The sequence below is a fragment of the Nocardia sp. bgisy118 genome (assembly GCF_057708605.1).
Map to the genome: position 1 here is coordinate 1 of NZ_JBYISM010000049.1, position 18,857 is coordinate 18,857.

16 protein-coding genes are annotated in these 18,857 nt (G+C 70.5%); 6 read left to right on the forward strand and 10 right to left on the reverse strand.

Going from position 1 to position 18,857, the window contains the following annotated elements; genetic code table 11:
- Nucleotides 1–151: 151 nt before the first annotated feature.
- The 4 genes from bioD to AC3EO7_RS36630 form a co-directional block, all read right to left on the reverse strand.
- Entirely contained in the window at nucleotides 152–826 is a 675-nt protein-coding gene (gene bioD, locus AC3EO7_RS36615) for a dethiobiotin synthase (RefSeq protein ID WP_431972230.1), read from the reverse strand.
- A 73-nt stretch (nucleotides 827–899) separates the two neighbouring features.
- On the reverse strand, nucleotides 900–2,054 hold the full coding sequence (locus AC3EO7_RS36620) for an 8-amino-7-oxononanoate synthase (RefSeq protein WP_431972229.1): 1,155 nt from the start codon (nucleotides 2,052–2,054) through the stop codon (nucleotides 900–902).
- 26 nt (nucleotides 2,055–2,080) lie between these two features.
- Nucleotides 2,081–3,373, reverse strand: a complete 1,293-nt coding sequence (locus AC3EO7_RS36625; RefSeq protein WP_435593721.1) for an adenosylmethionine--8-amino-7-oxononanoate transaminase — start codon at nucleotides 3,371–3,373, stop codon at nucleotides 2,081–2,083.
- A 99-nt stretch (nucleotides 3,374–3,472) separates the two neighbouring features.
- Entirely contained in the window at nucleotides 3,473–3,928 is a 456-nt protein-coding gene (locus AC3EO7_RS36630; protein WP_435593722.1) for a MarR family winged helix-turn-helix transcriptional regulator, read from the reverse strand.
- Nucleotides 3,929–3,957: 29 nt separating this feature from the next.
- Here AC3EO7_RS36630 and AC3EO7_RS36635 point away from each other — a divergent pair, with 29 nt between their 5' ends.
- From AC3EO7_RS36635 to treY, 3 genes are read left to right on the forward strand one after another with little or no spacing between them, the layout of a single operon-like run.
- Nucleotides 3,958–4,491: a cupin domain-containing protein gene (locus tag AC3EO7_RS36635; RefSeq protein ID WP_431972226.1), complete on the forward strand. Its 534-nt coding sequence runs from the start codon at nucleotides 3,958–3,960 to the stop codon at nucleotides 4,489–4,491.
- Between the two features lie 53 nt (nucleotides 4,492–4,544).
- A complete protein-coding gene (gene glgX / locus AC3EO7_RS36640) occupies nucleotides 4,545–6,665 on the forward strand; it encodes a glycogen debranching protein GlgX (RefSeq protein ID WP_431972225.1) in 2,121 nt (706 codons plus the stop codon).
- Nucleotides 6,662–9,112, forward strand: a complete 2,451-nt coding sequence (gene treY, locus AC3EO7_RS36645; protein WP_435593723.1) for a malto-oligosyltrehalose synthase — start codon at nucleotides 6,662–6,664, stop codon at nucleotides 9,110–9,112. The genes glgX and treY overlap by 4 nt, the downstream gene beginning before the upstream one ends.
- On the opposite strand, the gene AC3EO7_RS36650 is transcribed toward treY, so the two are convergent.
- From AC3EO7_RS36650 to AC3EO7_RS36665, 4 genes are all read right to left on the reverse strand, one after another.
- The gene (locus AC3EO7_RS36650; RefSeq protein ID WP_431972223.1) at nucleotides 9,005–10,270 is read right to left on the reverse strand and encodes a T6SS phospholipase effector Tle1-like catalytic domain-containing protein; all 1,266 of its coding nucleotides are present in this window, start codon (nucleotides 10,268–10,270) and stop codon (nucleotides 9,005–9,007) included. The two genes, treY and AC3EO7_RS36650, sit on opposite strands and share 108 nt — an antisense overlap.
- A gap of 224 nt (nucleotides 10,271–10,494) precedes the next feature.
- The gene (locus tag AC3EO7_RS36655; protein ID WP_431972222.1) at nucleotides 10,495–11,316 is read right to left on the reverse strand and encodes a methyltransferase domain-containing protein; all 822 of its coding nucleotides are present in this window, start codon (nucleotides 11,314–11,316) and stop codon (nucleotides 10,495–10,497) included.
- A 173-nt stretch (nucleotides 11,317–11,489) separates the two neighbouring features.
- A complete protein-coding gene (locus AC3EO7_RS36660; RefSeq protein ID WP_431972221.1) occupies nucleotides 11,490–11,912 on the reverse strand; it encodes a hypothetical protein in 423 nt (140 codons plus the stop codon).
- A gap of 45 nt (nucleotides 11,913–11,957) precedes the next feature.
- A complete protein-coding gene (locus AC3EO7_RS36665; RefSeq protein ID WP_431972220.1) occupies nucleotides 11,958–12,314 on the reverse strand; it encodes a nuclear transport factor 2 family protein in 357 nt (118 codons plus the stop codon).
- A gap of 126 nt (nucleotides 12,315–12,440) precedes the next feature.
- On the opposite strand from AC3EO7_RS36665, the gene AC3EO7_RS36670 reads away from it, so the two are divergent.
- Nucleotides 12,441–15,146: a helix-turn-helix transcriptional regulator gene (locus AC3EO7_RS36670; RefSeq protein WP_435593724.1), complete on the forward strand. Its 2,706-nt coding sequence runs from the start codon at nucleotides 12,441–12,443 to the stop codon at nucleotides 15,144–15,146.
- Nucleotides 15,147–15,342: 196 nt separating this feature from the next.
- On the opposite strand, the gene AC3EO7_RS36675 is transcribed toward AC3EO7_RS36670, so the two are convergent.
- On the reverse strand, nucleotides 15,343–15,582 hold the full coding sequence (locus AC3EO7_RS36675; protein WP_431972218.1) for a hypothetical protein: 240 nt from the start codon (nucleotides 15,580–15,582) through the stop codon (nucleotides 15,343–15,345).
- Between the two features lie 87 nt (nucleotides 15,583–15,669).
- Between AC3EO7_RS36675 and AC3EO7_RS36680 the strand changes: the two genes are divergently transcribed.
- Together AC3EO7_RS36680 and ilvA are read left to right on the forward strand one after the other, a co-directional pair.
- Entirely contained in the window at nucleotides 15,670–16,104 is a 435-nt protein-coding gene (locus tag AC3EO7_RS36680) for a nitroreductase family deazaflavin-dependent oxidoreductase (protein ID WP_431972217.1), read from the forward strand.
- A 95-nt stretch (nucleotides 16,105–16,199) separates the two neighbouring features.
- Complete coding sequence (ilvA, locus tag AC3EO7_RS36685) at nucleotides 16,200–17,534, forward strand: threonine ammonia-lyase IlvA (RefSeq protein ID WP_431972216.1); 1,335 nt, start codon at nucleotides 16,200–16,202, stop codon at nucleotides 17,532–17,534.
- Nucleotides 17,535–17,609: 75 nt separating this feature from the next.
- Here the strand turns inward: ilvA and AC3EO7_RS36690 are convergent, their stop codons facing one another.
- On the reverse strand, nucleotides 17,610–18,830 hold the full coding sequence (locus AC3EO7_RS36690) for a serine hydrolase domain-containing protein (protein ID WP_435593725.1): 1,221 nt from the start codon (nucleotides 18,828–18,830) through the stop codon (nucleotides 17,610–17,612).
- Nucleotides 18,831–18,857: the final 27 nt, after the last annotated feature.

Genomic DNA, 18,857 nt, shown 5'->3' on the forward strand with positions numbered 1-18,857 from the left:
CCTACCTCGTTTCCCAGATCCTCGCCCAGCCTTTCGGCTTAGCTTCTCGGCTCCGGGTCGGTGTCCGTGTCGCTCTGACCTGGATAAAGTTACGTAGCGATGAGCACGATGTCAAATCCGCTGGTAGAAGCGGTAAATCGACGCTTAACGATCAACGATGCGCGGACCAACCCGGAATGAACCAGCCCGGAGCCGCCGCGACGAACCGTTCCTGATCCCACGCGCCCACGCCCGCGGGGACCACGCCGACCACATCGACACCCGTCACGCGCGGAAGATCGGTTCGGTTGCATTCGGTGGCGAGATCCGGCTCGGCCGGCCACGCCCCGATCACCAGTCCCGCGCAGCGGACCCCCGCCGACTCGAGCGCACGGACGGTCAGCTCGCTGTGATTCAGCGTGCCGAGTCCGGCGGCGGCAACGACGATCACGGGCGCGTCGAGTTCACGGGCCAGGTCGACCAGGGTGAATTCGCCGACCCGCACGAGCAGCCCGCCCGCGCCCTCCACGAGGGTGAGGTCGGCGTCGTCCACGGCGCGGACGGCCGCGACGGTCTCGGCGAGCGTCAGCAACGGTTGGCCGCACCGACGGGCGGCGGTGTCCGGGGCGAGCGGCTCGGGGTAGCGGGCCAGCTCGACCGTCTTGATCGGGCCCGCGAGCCGCTCGACCTCGGCGAGATCGCCGGGTTCGCCGGGCGCGATGCCGGTCTGCGCGGGTTTGCACACCGCGACCGACCGTCCGGCGGCGCGCGCGGTCGCGGCCAGCGCGGCGGTGACGACGGTCTTGCCGACGTCGGTCGAGGTTCCGGTGATCAGCAGCAGAGTCATGCCTCCGCCTCGCTGACGCTCGGCTCCGGCATGCCCCTATAGGGCTGGCACATGATTCGCTCGCTGCGCTCTCTCATGCGGGCACCACATCCAGTCCGCGCGCCTCGGCCAGCACCGAGCCGAGGACGTCGGCGATGGTGTCGAGCTCCGCGTCCGTCAGGTTGGCGCGGGCGGTGAGCCGCAGGCGTGAGGTGCCCTCCGGCACCGACGGCGGACGGAAGCATCCGACGTCCAGTCCCCGCGCCCGGCATTCCTGGGCCGCGTCGTAGGCGACCTGCGCCTCGCCGAGCACCACCGAGACGACCGCCGAGTCGGGCGCGGGCACCTCCGCGATCCGCGCGATGTCCGCGGCGCGGTGCAGCACCCGCGCGGCCATCTCGGGCTCGCGACGCAGCAATCCCAGTGCGGCGCGGGCGGCGCCGACCGCGGCGGGCGCGAGTCCGGTGTCGAAGATGAAGGTGCGCGCCGCGTCGATCAGGTGTGCGCGGACCCGCTCGCTGGCGAGCACCGCGCCGCCCTGGGCGGCGAAGGCCTTGGACAGTGTCGCGGTGACGACGACATCCGGCTCGCCCGCCAGGCCGAGTTCGTGCACGAGACCACGACCGCCCAAGCCGCGCACGCCGAGCCCGTGCGCCTCGTCGACGAGCAGGACCGCGCCGTTCGCTCGGGTCACTCGGTGCAGTTCGGCCAGCGGAGCGAGATCGCCGTCGGCGCTGAAGACGGAATCGGTGAGCACGAGCGCGCGCCGTTCGGTCCGTGCGGCGAGCAGCCGGTCCACGGCGTCGACGTCACAGTGCGGGGCGATCTCCACCCTGGACCGGGACAGGCGGCAGGCATCGACCAGGGAGGCGTGACTTCCCGCGTCCGAGACGATCAGCGCGCCGCGGCCGGCGAGGGCGGTGACCGCGCCGAGGTTCGCGGCGTAGCCGGAGGCGAACACGAGGCCCGCCTCGGCGCCGGCGAATTCGGCGAGTTCGGCTTCCAGCCGCTCGTGATCGGCCGTGGTTCCGGTGACCAACCGCGATCCGGTGGATCCGGCGCCCCAGCGCCGCACGGCCTCGATCGCGCCCTCGATCACCTCGGGGTGTCTGGTGAGACCGAGATAGTCATTGGAGGCCAGGTCGATCGACGGCGTGTCCGGTTTCCTCGGTCGCAGTTCCCGGCGCAATCCGGCGGTCACCCGCTCTGCTGCCCGTTCGTCCAACCAGCTCAACGGATCGGTAATCACAGCTCCGCAGCATACTTGAACACCGTTCAGGAGGATAGCCCGGCGGGGCTGCGCACCGCGGCGGCCGCGCACATTCCGGCGGCGATGGTGGCGACTTCCTCGGCGCTGCTGATGAACGGCGGCATGGTGTAGATCAAGTTCCGGAAGGGGCGCAGCCAGACGCCCGCGTCGACCGCGGCCCTGGTGGCGGCGCGCATCTCGACCTGCCGCTCGAGCTCGATGACGCCGATCGCGCCGAGCACCCGGACATCGGCGACGCCGGGGAGCTCGCGCGCCGGAGCCAAGCCCGCGATGAGCTCGGACTCGATCCGGCCGACCTCGGCGCGCCAGTCCCGCGAGAGCAGCAACTCGATCGACGCGACGGCCACCGCGCAGGCCAGGGGGTTGCCCATGAAGGTGGGCCCGTGCATCAGCCCGCCGTGCGCCGCACTGATGGTCTCGGCGATCCTCGCGGTGCACAGCGTGGCGGCCAGGGTCAGGTAGCCGCCGGTCAGCGCCTTGCCGACGCACAGGACATCCGGGGCTACGCCCGCGTGGTCGGCCGCGAAGAACGCGCCGGTGCGGCCGAATCCGGTGGCGATCTCGTCGAAGACCAGCAGCACGTCGTTGGCGTCGCACAGGCGGCGCAAGTCGGCGAGGTAGCGCGGATCGTGCCAGCGCATGCCGCCCGCGCCCTGCACGACCGGCTCCACGATGACGGCCGCGAGCTCACCGGCGTGGGCGGTGATGGCGCGTTCCAGTTCGGCCACGTAGTCGGCACGGTGCTCGCGCGGCGGCGTGGAGACGAAGACCTGTTCGACGAGGACGTCGGTCCACAGCGAGTGCATGCCGCCCTCGGGGTCGCACACGCTCATGGGGGTGAAGGTGTCGCCGTGGTAGCCGCCGCGCCAGGTCAGCAGGCGGCGCTTCTCGGGTTTGCCGACGCCGCGCCAGTATTGGAGGCACATCTTCGCGGCGACCTCGACCGAGACCGAGCCGGAATCGCACAGGAAAACTTTCTCCAGGCCCGCGGGCGTGTGCTCGACGAGCAGCTGGGACAGGCGCGCGGCCGGTTCGTGCGTGAGCCCGCCGAACATGACGTGGCTCATCCGTTGCGACTGCGCGAGCAGGGCCGCGTCCAGCACCGGGTGCCGGTAGCCGTGCACCGCGGCCCACCATGAGCTCATGCCGTCGACCAGTTCGCGGCCGTCGGCCAGTGTGAGGCGCGCGCCGGAGGCCTCGGCCACCACCAGCGGCGCGGTCGAGGCCGGGAATCCGCCATAGGGGTGCCAGACGTGTTCGGCGTCGATGGCGGTGATCTCGTCGGGGGTCAGTGCCACAGGAATCCCTCGCGGTCGACAGGCTTGAACGGTGTTCAAGTTAGCAGCCGAGCTCCGCATAGGGTGCGCGGCCGGACGAAATCCGTCGACCGGGAGGCTCTACTTCTCTGCCGAATCCCCGCCGATCGCCTCGTCGATCACCACCGGCACCCGGGCCAGCGACGCCCGGAGTCTGCGCACCGCGTCTTCGCCGAGGTCGGCCACGAGGATCCGCTCGATACCTGCGATCCGGTCGGCGGCGAGGGCGAGCGCGCGACGCCCGGCCGCGGTGGTGACGACCACGCGGGCTCGACGGTCGGACGGATCGACCGTGCGCTCGACATAACCGCGGCGCTCCAGATGTGTCACCAACTCCCCCATCGACTGCTGCGTCATGCCCGCGGCTTCGGCCAACGCCGTGATCCGCGAGCCCTCCGGATCCAGATGACGGAAGACCGCGTAGTGAGCGGGCCGCAACTCCGGGTCGAGTTCGGCGCGCAGTTCGCGATCTAGCGCCTTTTCGTAGGCGCCTGCGGCCTGGACGAGCAGCTTCAGCAAGGTATCGGGCGTTGACACATTATGAAGGTTACCTTTATATCTGGAGTATGCGCGACACCGTCCTCACCTTCGCCAACGGCCACCGAATCACCCTCGTAGATCGCGGGATAGACGACCGCGGACCGTATTTGCGGCTGGAACACCTGGTGCGCACGGTCGAGCGGCAGGCGGGGCCGCACTGGCATCCCGAGCTCGCCGAGAGCTGGACCGTGCGGGAGGGCCGTCTGCGCTTCCGTGTCGACGGTGTCGAGATCGTCGCGAACCCCGGCGACACGGTGACCGCCCCGCCGCGCGCCGTGCACGAATTCTGGAGCGAGGCGCCCGACACCCGGTTCGACCACGAGATCCGCCCGCCGCTGCGGCACTGGGACATGTTCCGGCTCTGGTGCGCGCTCGACGCGGCGGGCAAGACCACCGTGGGACGGGTGCCGCGCGACCCGCTGGCACTGGCGTTGCTCTGGGACTATCAGGACGGTTATCTCGCGGGCATTCCGGCGTGGGTACAGCGGGCGCTGCTGGGTGGATCGGCCCGGATCGCGCGGCGCGCCGGTTACGAGCGCCGCTGGCTGCCCGCCGAATGAGACAGCGCGGCCGTGCGCCGCCCTGCCGTATGCCTCACGCTACTGTCGTTGCCATGGCTCAGCCCGACGCAGCGCCCGGCGAGGTGACACCACTAGGTGTCTGGCCAGGCACCGCCTACCCCCTCGGGGCGACCTACGACGGCGCAGGAACCAACTTCTCGGTCTTCTCCGAGGTCGCCGAGGCCGTCGAGCTGTGCCTGATCGCCAAGGACGGCACGGAGACCCGGGTCGCGCTCGACGAGGTCGACGGCTACGTCTGGCACGCCTACCTGCCGACCCTCGGGCCCGGCCAGCGCTACGGCTTTCGCGTGCACGGCCCCTACGACCCGGACCGCGGCCTGCGCTGCGATCCGAGCAAACTGCTGCTCGACCCGTACGGCAAGGCGTTCGACGGCGAATTCGACAACGACCCGTCTCTCTATACACACGGCCTGGATTCGCTGGGCCACACCATGACCGGCGTGGTGATCAACCCGTTCTTCGACTGGGGCTCCGACCGCGCGCCGAACCGGCCGTACCACGAAACGGTCATCTACGAGGCGCACGTCAAGGGCATGACGATGACCCATCCCGAGGTGCCGGAGGAACTGCGCGGCACCTACGCGGGCATCGCGCACCCGGCCGTCGTCGAGCACCTGAAGAGCCTCGGCATCACCGCGATCGAGCTGATGCCGGTGCACCAGTTCCTGCACGACCGGGTGCTGCTCGACCAGGGCCTGCGAAACTACTGGGGCTACAACAGCTTCGGCTATCTCGCGCCGCACAACGAGTACGCGGCCAGCCCGCGCGGCGGCGCCGCGGTGACCGAGTTCAAGGCGATGGTGCGCGCGCTGCACGCCGAGGGCATCGAGGTGATCCTCGACGTGGTCTACAACCACACCGCCGAAGGCAATCACCTCGGTCCGACGCTCGGGTTCCGCGGCATCGACAACGCCGCGTACTACCGTCTGCTGGACGGTGATCCGGGGCGCTACATGGATTACACCGGCACCGGGAACAGCCTCAACGTGCGGCATCCGCACACCTTGCAGCTGATCATGGACTCGCTGCGGTACTGGATTCTGGACATGCACGTCGACGGCTTCCGTTTCGATCTGGCCGCCACCCTGGCCCGCGAACTGCACGACGTGGACCGCCTTTCGACGTTCTTCGATCTGGTGCAACAGGATCCGGTGGTGAGCCAGGTCAAGCTGATCGCCGAGCCGTGGGACGTCGGCGAGGGCGGCTACCAGGTGGGCAATTTCCCCGGACTGTGGACGGAGTGGAACGGCAAGTACCGCGACACCGTCCGCGACTACTGGCGCGGTGTGCCTGCCACCTTGGGCGAGTTCGCCTCTCGGCTCACCGGCTCGTCGGATCTCTACGAGGCGACCGGGCGCAGGCCGAGCGCGAGCATCAACTTCGTCACCGCGCACGACGGGTTCACGCTGCGGGATCTGGTGTCCTACAACGAGAAGCACAACGAGGCCAACGGCGAGGGCAATCGTGACGGGGAGAGCTACAACCGATCCTGGAACTGCGGCGTCGAGGGCCCGACCGACGACCCGGAGATCAATGCACTGCGCGCCAAGCAGACTCGCAATCTGCTGGCCACGCTGGTGCTGAGCCAGGGCACTCCCATGCTGGCCCACGGCGACGAGATGGGCCGCGGCCAGCAGGGCAACAACAATGTGTACTGCCAGGATTCGCCGCTGTCCTGGATGGACTGGTCGCTGGCCGAGACCAATGCCGATCTGCTGGAGTTCACGCGCTCGGTGATCGCGCTGCGGACCCGGCATCCGGTCTTCCGGCGGCGCAGGTTCCTCGCGGGACAACCGGTTCGCGCCAAGGAGCACGCGCGAGACATCGCCTGGCTGACCCCGTCGGGCGAGGAGATGACCGACGCGGACTGGGACAGCGGCTTCGGCAAGGCGCTCACGGTCTATTTGAACGGCGACGGCATCCCCGAGCCGGGTCCGCGCGGTGAGCGCATCACCGACGATTCGTTCCTGCTGTGCTTCAACGCCCACGATTCGGCGCTCGATTTCGCCATACCCGGCACCGATTACGGAGGTCCGTGGACGGTGGCGCTGGACTGCTCGACGCCCGACGGCCGCGCCGAGGCCGACTATCCGGCCGCCGCCACCCTCACCGTCCCCGCCCGTTGTCTGCTCGTCCTCCGCTGCCCCGCATGACCGACACCCATATGACCGCATCCAACACACCGACTCCGACACATCACACCGACCCCATCGCCCGCGGACGCGCACTGGCGCGGCAGATCCCCGTGCGCAGCACCTACCGGCTGCAACTCCGGCCTGACGCGCTCACCTTCGCCGACGCCAGGGCGATCGCGGAATACCTTCAGCAGCTTGGCATTTCGCACCTGTACCTGTCGCCGATCCTGACCGCGGCGCACGGCTCGACGCACGGCTACGACGTCACCGACCCCGGCACCGTCTCGGCGGCGCTCGGCGGTCCGCTCGGGCTCAAGGCGCTCTCGGACGAGGTGCGCACCCGCGGCATGGGCCTCATCGTCGATCTGGTGCCCAACCACGTCGGCGTCGCCGATCCGCGACAGAACCGGTGGTGGTGGGATGTGCTGCGCAACGGCAAGGACTCGCCGTTCGCGCGTTTCTTCGACATCGACTGGAGCCCGGGCAACGGCGCGGGCGGGCGACTCGCGCTGCCGGTGCTGCACAGCGAGAACGATCCCGCGGCGCTCAGCGTGGACCGGTCCGGCCCGGAACCGATGCTGGCGCTGCACGATCTGCGTTTCCCGATCGCGCCGGGCACCGACGGCGACAACGCGCTGCGCATCCACGACAAGCAGCACTATCGCCTGGTGAGCTGGAAGGCCGGGGTGTGTACCTACCGGCGGTTCTTCGCGGTGAGCAGCCTGGCCGCGGTGCGGCAGGAAGACCCCGAGGTCTTCGACCTCACCCACCGCGAACTCGCGGCCTGGTGCGAACACGATCTGATCGACGGCGTGCGGGTCGACCATCCGGACGGATTGTCCTATCCCGCCGCGTATCTGGCTCGGCTGCGCCAGCTCATCGGTCCGCATCGGCTGCTGCTGGTGGAGAAGATCCTCGCCAACCGGGAGCCGCTGGACGCGACGCTGCCGATCGACGGCACCACCGGCTACGACGCGCTGGCCGGGCTGGGCGGCGTGCTCATCGATCCCGACGGCGAGCAGACGCTGACCGAGCTCTCGCGCCGCTTCGCCGGGCACGGCAGCGACCGCGCGTGGATCGGCGAGACCGAGCACCGGATCAAACGCGCCGTCGCCGAAAGCATTCTGGCGCCGGAGATCCGGCGGCTGGTGACCGCGATCAAGCGCGACGCGCGCGCGGACAGCTTCGACGCCATGTCGCTGACCAACGCCACCATCGAGGTGCTGGCCTTCATGCCGGTCTACCGCGCCGACTACGCGCCGCTGGCCGGGATGACGGGTGCGGTGATCGCCGAGGTGGAGAAGCGCAACAGCGAGCTCACCGCGCCGCTGAACGTGCTGGTGACCGCACTGGCCGTCGGTGCGGAGGCGGCCGCCCGGTTCAACCAGGTGGGCGGCGCGATCACCGCGAAGGCCGTCGAGGACACCATGTTCTATCAGGCGGCGCGGCTGGCCTCGCTGCAAGAGGTGGGCGGCAATCCGGCCCGATTCGGTCATTCGCTCAACGAATTCCACCTCGCCAACCTCGAGCGCGCCCAGCGCTGGCCCGCCACGATGACCACGCTGTCCACCCACGACACCAAGCGCGGCGAGGACGTGCGTGCCAGGATCGGGGTGCTCTCCCAGGTCGCGCGGACCTGGGCGCGCTCGGTCGAGACCTGGCTGGACAATACGCCCCCGCCGGACGGCGCGACGGCACTGTTCGTGTTGCAGAACATGTTCGGCGTCTGGCCCGCCGACGGCCGCCCGGCCTCCTCGGTGCCGGGACTGCGCGAGCGTCTGCATCTGTTCGCGGAGAAGGCGATGCGCGAGGCGGGCACCCGCACCTCGTGGGAGGAGCCGGACGCCGAGTTCGAGGCGGCCGTGCACAGCTGGATGGACGTGGTGATCGACGGCCCCGTCGGCGCGGAACTGGGCGACCTGGTACACGACCTGGCGCCGCACGCCTGGTCGGACGCGCTGGCGCAGAAGCTGCTTCAGCTGTGCGGGCCGGGCATCCCCGACGTGTACCAGGGCTGCGAGCTGTGGGAGGACTCGCTGGTCGACCCGGACAACCGCCGTCCTGTCGACTTCCCCGCGCGCACCGGCATGCTGCAATCGCTCACCGGCACACCGGCTTTGGACACCTCCGGGGCGGCGAAGATGTGGATCGTCGCCTACGCGCTGTGGCTGCGCAGGGAGCGTCCCGACTGCTTCGTCGGCGGCGCCTACCTCCCGCTGTTCGCCACCGGCGAGCAGGCGGCCCGGCTGGTGTCGTACGCGCGCGGGCGGGTCGGCGAGCCGCCCGAGGTGATCGTCGCGACCACCAGGCACAGTGTCGGCCTGACCGACTCCGGCTGGAGCGACACCGCGCTCGATCTACCGCAGGGCAACTGGACCGACCGGCTCACCGGCCACACCTTCCAGGGGCGGGCGCGCTTGGAGAAGCTGTTCGCTCGGCTCCCCGTCGCCCTGCTGGTGCGTTGAGGCGTCGGGCGGGCCGATCTTCTCGATCAGCTCGGCCGGGAACTTCCCGCCCAGGTCCTGCTGCCAGTGCCGCAGGTTGTGCGGCCGGTACTCGGCCTTGTCGTGCACCGTCGAGGCGAGCAGCACGCCGTTGTCCGCCGGCAGCCGGAGCCGCCGCAGCGAGTTCAGGTAGAACCTGGGCCGCATCGGGCTTCGGACGGTGCGCACCATGTTGAGCAGGGCGAAGCCGGGACCGAGCGACTTGTGCCGCTCCATGTGGTCTTCCTTGCCCGCGCACTTGGCCGCCAGTTCCCCGAGCAGTTCCCTGTTGAACGCGAGTCCCTCGGCCTCGGCCTCGGCGACCATCCAGCGGAGCGTGATGTCGGACAACCCGCACTGGTCGTAGCCGCCGCCGATGTCGCTGTGCACGCCCTCGAACCAGACCTGCTTGACGCGGTCGGCCTTGCGGTCCTTGATCCGGCGGTACTTGATGCCGAGTTCGACCGGCACCTCCCAGAGGCAAGGCTCGAAGTTGCGCCGCCGCTCGTCGATGGCGAGGGCTTGGCGCGCGCACAGGACCCGCGGCGAAAGTTTGACGTCGTGGAAGCGGTGCCGCCAGGAGGTCAGGCCGGGGACGCCGAGCGCGCCGACGGTGTCGAACACGCCGATGAAGTCGATGACCCGCCTGCGATGGCTGTGCTCGCGGCGGAAGGCGCGCACCTCCTTGTCAGTGGGCGGTTTGCGCCACCACATCACCTTGTTGCGGGCGCGGCGCCGGTACATCTTGAACGCCTTCGGGTAGTTTCCGGCGATCATCGAATCGGGCTTCATGATGCCGATGCAGTCGATCAGGCCGACCAGGCTGCGCGCGGTGTACGCGCCGCGGCTGAAGCCGAAGATGTACAGCTCGTCGCCGGGCTCCCAGTTGACGGCCACCTGCCAGTAGGCGGCGGACAGATTCGCCTCCAGGCCCAAGCCGAAGGCGCCGCCGATGAGCCGGTCCGCGGTGAAACCTCTTGCGCCGGGGCCGGATACGTAGATCACGTGCTGGCGGACCGGCTGCCCGTCGGGCCCGGGGGCCTCCATGCGGACGGTCTGTGCGATTTTGACGATGTTCGATACGGTGCTGCTGTTCTCGGCCTTCCAGGTGCCGTCGCAACAAACCACCAGGCGTTTCATGGGCGAAATTCTCCCCTCGAATTCGCGTAGGAAACCCGCGTACTGGACTACTCGAATCATCGCCCAGGTGCCGGCGGCCGTTAATGAAAACGCTGTCTTTCAACGCGTTTCGACGAAAGAAGCCCCGGTCGAGCCGGGACTTTTCGGTGCGGGCTACTCAGAGACGGATGAATCGCCTTCGCTCCGGCCGTGCGCGGTCGGCGGACCGCCTTCGGTCGGAAGCTCTAGGCCTTGTGCGCGAGTACCGCGAACATCGTGACCGAGAAGTGGAAGTCGCCGCGCGCGATGCCCGCGTCGAGATCGGCGATCAATCGGTCGTACTCCTGGCGGGTGACCGTGCCCTGCTGCACGGCCTGCTCGTTCATCTGCTGGAAGAGCGGCCGCGCCGTCACCGGGTCCCAGACCACCGCCTCCGATCCCTGGTCGTCGACGGCGAAACCGGCGGCCGCGAGCAGCCCGTGCAGCCTCCGGCCGGACGCGGGGTTGGGCGTCTCGGCCAGCATCGCGGCGGCCAGAGCGGCCACGACCTCCGGATCGCCGGGGTGGGTGATGGCGGTGTACCAGTCGCTGTCGATCAGCAGGACGCGGCCGCCGGGCCGCAGCACCCTGGCGATCTCGGCGGTGGCCGCGGCGGGATCGTCGAGATGCTGGTAGACGCGCTCGCAGCGGACGACATCGAAGGACGCGTCCGGAAACGGGAGGTGATAGACCGAACCGTGCACGAACCGCGCGGCCGATTCGGCCGCCTCGGCCCGCCGCCGGGCGATCGCCAGCATCATCGGGTTCGGATCCAGCCCGACCGCGGCGCCGCCCTCGCCCACCCGCTCGGCGAAGACCATCGCCTCCGACCCCGTGCCCGCCCCGATATCGAGGGCCCGCTCCCCCGCCCGCACCGCCAGCGCCTCGTGCGCCCAGTCCCGCATCCGCCGGATTCCCGGCAGCTCCGCCTGCACGTCCAGAATCCCGACCAACTGGTCGATCCGACCGGCATCGATCCGGTCCACGTGAAAGGAAGGGGCGTTCGCCTCGACGGGTCCCTGTGCCATGCACCCGACGCTACCCCCCTTGACCCGGCTCCGACCTGCACCGACCTTCGGCGCGCTTCGCAGAGATCGCAACCTGCGCGAGGCGTGTGAAGCCTGCGTGCAGAGACGGCTCACGACTACGGCCCCGGCGGGGAGCCGGGGCCGTGTGGTGTTGTCGGAGAGGGGTTTTGCGGTCAGTGGGCCTTGCGCAGGCCCAGGTATTGCAGTGCGGCGAAGCCGCCGACCGTCCCGGCCTGCATGACCGTCCAGACCGAACCGACCGCGTTCAGGTCGAGCGCGCCCTCGATCAGCGCGGCGAGGCTGACCACGACCCAGGCGGCGTTCAGGCCGATCACCGCGCGTGCCGCGGTGCGGTTGATCGACGCGGTCGCCCCGACCAGAGCGACGCCGATGCCGTAGAGGGTCAGGAAGACGCCGATCGGGATACCGAGGCGGCTGTCGAGGCCGAGCAGCGACTCCAGCGGACCCGACAGCGCCAGGTAGGCCAGGCCGTTCACACCGGTGATCACGGCGTCCAGGCGCAACGAGGTACGCAACAGCTTGTCGCCGGGGGCGAGCAGGGTGGACAGGTAGCCGGGGGCGGTGGTGGTGGTCATGGCGAATCTCTTTTCTGGATAAGGGTTTTGCGAGCAATGGCGGGGTCAGGCGACGGCCGGGACCTTGTCGAGGAAGCCGTACACCTGCGCGATGCGGCCCTCGTCGAGTACCGCGACGTCGAAGCCGACCACCAGCGCCTGGCCGTCGGCCGGACCCAGCTCCCAGGTGAAACGCACCTGGTCGTGGTGTCCGTCGACCGGTCCGGCCAGCCGGAACACCATGCCAGGGAACTGGGCCTGCACCGCGGCGATGCCCGCGTCCAGCGCCGCGCGGCCGGTGACGGCCATGAGCGGATCGACGTAGCTGGGCTCGTCGGTGAACACCCGGGCGATCGCGGCCGAGCGGGCGGCGGCGTCGGTGGTGTTCCAGATCTCCAGGTACTGCGCGACCAGGTCGTTCATCGTTTTCTCCCTTGTTTCTGCTGCGCTGTCTTGCGCCGTGAGAACAAGGTATGGCGAGGCGAGGGGGCCCCGAATCAGTCACGTATCAGTACTTTCGGCGACCGATGACGTAGGTGACGCCCGTCGGTGACCGGTTACGGTGAACGGATGCTGCACGGACGCGAGGCCGATCAGGCCCGCATCGATCGACTGCTCGCCGACGCTCGGGAGGGTCGCAGCGGCGTCCTCGTGCTGCGCGGCGAGGCCGGCATCGGCAAGACCGCGCTGCTGGATTACGCTGCCGCGCAAGGCATTCCGTCGGTGCGCAGCGCGGGCGTCGAGTCGGAGGCCGAGCTGCCCTTCGCCGGGCTGCACCTGCTGGTGCGCCCCGGTATGGCGCTGGTGGACACGCTGCCCGAGCGCCAGCGCGCGGCACTGCGTGGCGCGTTCGGGCTGGGCGCGCAGGAACCGGGCGACCGGCTGCTCATCGGTCTCGCGGTGCTCTCGCTCTTGGCCGAGGAGGCCGCCGAGGGGCCGCTGCTGTGCCTGATCGACGACGCGCACTGGCTGGACCGCGCGACCGCGGAGACCCTGCTCTTCGCGGCGCGCCGCTTGGACGCGGAGGGCGTGGCGATGATCTTCGCGACCCGGGCGGGCGCGCACGATTTCCCCGCGCCGGGTCTGCCGGAGCTGGAGGTCACCGCGCTGCGCCAGGACGCGGCCGCCGCGCTGGTGGACGCGGGCACGCCGGATCTCGCCCCCACGCTGCGCTGCCGGCTGCTCACCGAGGCGGGCGGCAACCCGCTGGCGCTGCGGGAACTGCCCGCGGTGCTGGCCGCCGAGTCCGCCGACGCGGGGCCGAATCCGCTGCCGCTCACCCAACGCCTCCAGGTCGCCTTCTACGGCCGGGTGAGCAGGCTGCCCGCGGGCACGAGGACACTGCTGCTGGTCGCCGCGGCGGCGGGTACGGCCGAGGTGGATCCGGTGCTGCGCGCGGCGGCGACGCTTGGGGCGGGCCTCGCGGACCTGCAACCGGCCGAGGACGGCGGGCTGGTGCACACCGACGGCCGGGCGCTCACGTTCCGTCATCCGCTGCTGCGTTCGGCGATCTACCAGGGCGCGCCGCTGGCCCAGCGGCTCGCGGCGCACGCCGCGCTGGCCGCGACGCTCACCGCGCCGGAGGATGCCGACCTGCGCGCCTGGCACCTGGCCTCGGCGGCCACCGGACCGGACGAGGCCGTCGCCGCCGCGTTGGCCGACACGGCGGACCGGGCGCGCGCCCGCAGCGGCTATCACGGCGCGGTGGCCGCCTACGAGCGCGCGGCCGCGCTGAGCACCGATCCCGCGGCGCGGGTGGGCAGGCTGGTGCTCGCCGCCGAGACCGCGGGCGAGACGGGCATGCACGAACTGGCCGACCGGCTGGCCGAGCGCGCCGCGGCGCAGACCACCGACCCGCTGCTGGCCGCCCGGCTCGACCTGGTCCGCGGTCTCGCGGAATTCGGTGCGGGCAAACGGCTTCCCGCGCACCGGCGACTCGTCGCTGCGGCCGACGCGGCGCGACGGGAACCGCTGCTCGCGGCGCGCATCCTGACCGTCGCGGTGCACACCGCGTGGTATCTCGGGGACGAGGAGCTCGGCGAGGTCACCGAGCGCCTCGCGACCTTGCCGCTGCCCGAGGACGATTCGCTGTCGCACACCACCGGTTACGTGCTCGACGGCGTGCACGGGCGATTTCGCGCCGAGCTGCGCGCGACGGTCGACGCGGCCCGCGCCACGGGGGTGGACGCGCGAGACCTGGTACAGCTGTGCGGCGTCGGGCTCGTGATCGGACACGACGAACAGGTGACGGAACTGGCGGCGGATCTCGTCGCGGACTGCCGCGATCAGGGCCGGATCGGCCCGCTCCCGACGCTGCTGTTCTTTCGCGCCGAGGCCGAGACATTCCTCGGCAGGCCGCGCGAGGCGTTGGTCGTCGCCACCGAGGGCGCGCGGATCGCCGAGGACATCGGACAGGGCCACTGGGTGAGTCAGCTTTCCGCCTGTCTCGCCTATCTCGCGGCGCTGGGCGGCGACGAAGCGACCTGCCGTGCGGCGGCCGACCGCGCACTGGCCGAGGAGTTCGGCGGCGCCGACGCACCCGGCGCGAGCTGGGCGCACGCGGCGCTCGGTCTGCTCGACCTCGGCCTCGGCCGGGTGGACAGCGCCATGTCCCGTTTCGAGACGCTGACCGAGGAACCGTTCCGGCACATGGTCATCGGGCTGCGCTCGCTGCCCGATCTCGTGGAAGCCGCGGTGCGGCTCGCCGATCCGGCCCGCGCGGGCGACGCGCTCGATCGCCTCGACGGCTGGGCCGAGGCCTCGCGGCAGGACTGGGTCGGCGCGCTCGCCGCACGCGCTCGCGCGCTGCTCGGTCCGGACGACCGGGCCGAGGAGCACTTCCGAACCTCGCTCGAGCTCGGCGGCCGCCCGTTCGAGCGCGCCCGCACGCAATTGCTCTACGGGGAATGGCTGCGTCGCAATCGCCGCAAGGTGGACGCGCGGACCCAGCTGCAACCAGCCATGGAGACCTTCCAACGCCTGGATGCCGCGCCGTGGGCCGAGCGCGCCCGCGTCGAACTCGGTGCGCTCGGCGTCGGCGCGGCCGCGCGGGCGGGGTCGGGAGTACTCGCCGCGCTCACCCCGCAGGAATTGCAGATCGTGCGACTCGCGGCGCAGGGAATGACGAACCGGGACATCGCGGCGCAGCTGTTCCTGAGCCCGCGAACGGTCGGCCATCACCTGTACAAGGCGTATCCGAAGCTGGGGGTGGTCTCGCGCGGGGAACTGGCGGCGCTGCCGTTGGACGCGGAGTGATCCACGGACGGACAGTGGACGCCGATGCCGGCACTGGCCACGGACCGTTCAGCCGACACCGATCATCGGACGCGGACCGATCGTGCAGGGGGCAGGCGACGCGGACAGCGAAACGACCGGGATCGAATCGACGGCTTCGACCGGCAGCATCCGGTGTCGATCGGGAGCTGGGATGCCGCGACAGGCGTCGCGCGATCTAGTGCGCGGACAGCGCCCGCCGGTGCCGGAGCACCCCGGCGTCGCGTCGCGTTGTCACATAACCGAGCGTCCAGCGCAGCGCCGTGATCGCGGCCGCCGCCAGCACGGCGACCTGCGGCGCGCCCGTGATGAGCAAGAGCAGCACACCCGCCACCAGCCCGGCGGCCAGCGCCTCGAGCTTGTACACGGGCCACGCGGTACCCGCGATGTCCACGGTGGTGGGGTGAGCCGTTGCCATGGCATCAGGATATACGGAAGGCGAATTTCGGGCCACCGAACATTTCCGGTCGGGAACACCGGCGGCGGGTGCGGCGTTGCCGGTCGTATGCCACTAACCGGAGAGTACGCACCGAGCACGTCCGACTGGGCCCGCAAGCAGGCCGAGACCTACGAGGGTTCCGGCGGTACCGCGGGCACGTCGATAATGGGCAAGCCAGTCGTCCTGCTGACGACCAAGGGGGCGAAAACCGGCAAGCTGCGCAAGACACCGCTGATGCGAGTCGAGCACGACGGCGAGTACGCCGTGGTCGCTTCGCTGGGCGGCGCGCCCAAGCATCCGGTCTGGTACCACAACGTCAAGGCCGAACCGCATGTCGAACTGCGCGACGGCGAGGTCTCCAAGGACTACATCGCGCGCGAGGTGTTCGGCGAGGAGAAGAAGCTGTGGTGGGATCGCGCCGTCGAAGCGTGGCCCGATTACGCGAACTACCAGACGAAGACCTCCCGCCAGATCCCCGTTTTCGTACTCACCCCGCGGTGACCCGAGACCCTCGACCGCCCCACCCGCCCCACCCGCCGCGACCTCGCGTCGCGGCGGGTGGCAGCATATTTCGAGTGTCCAATCCGCTTGATGTAATGGATCAGCAGTTTTCCTCTCGTCCCGCGCTCACCGCGGACGAGATCGATGCCGCCGCCAAGCGAATTTCCGACATTATCGAGCCGACCCCGCTCCAGCTCAGCCCGCGACTGTCCGAACTGACCGGCGCGCAGGTCTACCTGAAGCGCGAGGACCTCACGGCCGTGCGCTCCTACAAGCTGCGCGGCGCCTACAACCTCATCGTCCAGCTGAGCGCCGAGGAGCGCGCCGCGGGCGTCGTCGCGGCGAGCGCGGGCAACCACGCCCAGGGCGTCGCCTTCGCGTGCAAGGCCATGGGCATCACCGGCCGCATCTACGTGCCCACCACCACTCCCAAGCAGAAGCGCGACCGGATCCGGGTGCACGGCGGCGAGTTCGTCGAGCTGATCGCCGTCGGCGAGACCTACGACGCCGCCGCGGGCGCGGCGGCCGCCGACGTCGAACGCACCGGCGCGACCATGGTGCCCCCGTTCGACGACACGCGCACTGCCGCAGGGCAGGGCACCATCGCCGCCGAAATCCTCGAGCAGCTGGGCGCCGCGCCCGACCTGGTGGTCGTCCCGGTGGGCGGCGGCGGCTGCCTGGCGGGCGTGGGCACCTACCTGCGCGCGCGGGCGCCGAAGACCGGCATCCTCGGCGCCGAACCGGCGGGCGCCGCCTCGATGACCGCGGCGCTGGTCGCGGGCGGGCCGGTGACGCTGCCGGAGATCGATCCGTTCGTCGACGGCGCCGCGGTGCGCAGGATCGGCGCGGTGCCCTACGCCGCGGTCGCGGGCTTCGGCGGCCGGGTGGTCTCGCACGCCTCGCTGCCTCTGCTGACCCAGTCCGAATCTCGTAGCGGCGCAGGCACTTTCCGCATGCTCCAGGTCGACGAGGGCGCGATCTGCACCACCATGCTCGACCTGTACCAGAACGAGGGCATCATCGCCGAACCCGCGGGCGCGCTCGCGGTGGCCGCGCTCGCCGAGATCACCGTGCCGCCGGGCTCGACGGTGGTGTGCCTGGTGTCGGGCGGCAACAACGACGTGTCGCGCTACGGCGAGATCATCGAGCGATCCCTGGTGCACCGCGGGCTCAAGCACTACTTCCTCGTCGACTTCCCGCAGGAGCCCGGCGCGCTGCGCCGCTTCCTCAACGAGGTGCTCGGCCCGGACGACGACATCACGCTGTTCGAGTACGTCAAGCGCAACAACCGGGAGACCGGGGCGGCGCTGGTCGGCATCGAGCTCGGCACACCGGACGGGCTGGAGTCCGTCCTGGAACGCATGGCCGCCTCGCCCATCCAGTGCGAACGGCTGGATCCGGGCTCACCGGCCTACCGGTATCTGACCTGACGCTCCCGCCCCGCCCGGTTCGCGGACCGGGCGGGGCGGGTAGCGGTCGGTGCGTCGGCCGGATCGCGCGGGCGGTCAGGCCGCCGCGTCGCGGGTCTCGTCGAGGGTGACGCGGCGGGTGGCGCGCAGGCAGTTGAGCATCAGCGGCAGCAGCCACATGGCCGAGAACTGGTCGACGCCCAGCTGACCCACCGAGAGCCGGTTGTGCACGAAGCCGACCGAGAGGCCGAGCCGCGGTTCGACCCAGCCGAACGATCCGCCGAGTCCGAGGTGGCCGAGACCGCCGCGAGCGCCCGGCATCGGCAGCGAGTGGTAGCCGAGATGCCACATCATCGGCGCGTAGAACAGCGCGTGATCGAGGCGGTAGGTGCGCACCTTGCTCAGTTCGTCGATCGTGGCGCGCGAGAGGAACGGCCGTCCGTCGGGTGCCTGCCCGCTCGCGACCGCGCCGTACATGGTGGCCAGCGCGGACGCGGTGGCGACGCCGTTGCCCGCGGGAAGTTCGGTGCGCAGGATGGACGGGCCGTCGCCCTCCAGGATGGCTTCCAGCCCTGGCAGGAACAGGCAGCGGGAGACCGCGCCGAGTGCGCCGGGAATGAGGTGACTGCGGCGCAGCAGGAGCGAACCGAGCGGCTTGCCGAGCAGGCTGAGCTGGCTGCCCGCCAACGGCGCGTACACCGTGCCGGACTCGACAGGCGGCAGACCCAGGTGCAGCCCGTCGATGCCGAGCGGCTCGGACACCTCGGTGCGGAACAGCTCGCCCATGCTCTTCCCGGTGATCCCGCGAGCCAGACCGGCGAGCAGCCAGCCGTAGGTGAGCGCGTGATAGGTCGGCACGCCGAGTAGCCGATCCGGTGTGGCGGCGGCCAGGCGCCGCTCCATGAGCTCGTGGTCGAGGATGTCGTCCGGGGACTTCGCGATCGGCGCCAGCGCCGAGAGGCCCGCGCTGTGCGTCATCACCTGGCGCACGGTGATCCCGCCCTTGCCGTTGGCGGCGAACTCCGGCCAGTATTCGGCGACGGGAGCGTTGTAGTCGAGCAGGCCGCGGTCGGCCAGCCGGTGGATGACGGTGGCGGTGATGCCCTTCGTGGCGGAGAAGATGATCGAGCCGGTCTCGTGGGTCCAGTCCTGCTCGCCCGCGGCGCCGACCCAGATGTCGACGAGGGGTTCGCCGTTCAAATGCACCGCCAGCGCACCGCCCGCGCCGCGACGATGTCCGAACGCTCTGGTGAAAGCGCGTACCAGAGGTCCGAATTCGGCGGCGGCGCTGCCGCCGACTGAAGCCACGTTGCTCATCACTCCAAGGTAATGGCGACGGTCACA

Bases quoted from the DNA above. Each gene is read 5' to 3' on its own strand.
- bioD (WP_431972230.1), bottom strand. From the start codon at position 826: ATGACTCTGCTGCTGATCACCGGAACCTCGACCGACGTCGGCAAGACC.
- AC3EO7_RS36635 (WP_431972226.1), top strand. From the start codon at position 3,958: ATGCGCGACACCGTCCTCACCTTCGCCAACGGCCACCGAATCACCCTC.
- glgX (WP_431972225.1), top strand. From the start codon at position 4,545: ATGGCTCAGCCCGACGCAGCGCCCGGCGAGGTGACACCACTAGGTGTC.
- treY (WP_435593723.1), top strand. From the start codon at position 6,662: ATGACCGACACCCATATGACCGCATCCAACACACCGACTCCGACACAT.
- AC3EO7_RS36650 (WP_431972223.1), bottom strand. From the start codon at position 10,270: ATGAAACGCCTGGTGGTTTGTTGCGACGGCACCTGGAAGGCCGAGAAC.
- AC3EO7_RS36655 (WP_431972222.1), bottom strand. From the start codon at position 11,316: ATGGCACAGGGACCCGTCGAGGCGAACGCCCCTTCCTTTCACGTGGAC.
- AC3EO7_RS36660 (WP_431972221.1), bottom strand. From the start codon at position 11,912: ATGACCACCACCACCGCCCCCGGCTACCTGTCCACCCTGCTCGCCCCC.
- AC3EO7_RS36665 (WP_431972220.1), bottom strand. From the start codon at position 12,314: ATGAACGACCTGGTCGCGCAGTACCTGGAGATCTGGAACACCACCGAC.
- AC3EO7_RS36675 (WP_431972218.1), bottom strand. From the start codon at position 15,582: ATGGCAACGGCTCACCCCACCACCGTGGACATCGCGGGTACCGCGTGG.
- AC3EO7_RS36680 (WP_431972217.1), top strand. From the start codon at position 15,670: ATGCCACTAACCGGAGAGTACGCACCGAGCACGTCCGACTGGGCCCGC.
- ilvA (WP_431972216.1), top strand. From the start codon at position 16,200: ATGGATCAGCAGTTTTCCTCTCGTCCCGCGCTCACCGCGGACGAGATC.
- AC3EO7_RS36690 (WP_435593725.1), bottom strand. From the start codon at position 18,830: ATGAGCAACGTGGCTTCAGTCGGCGGCAGCGCCGCCGCCGAATTCGGA.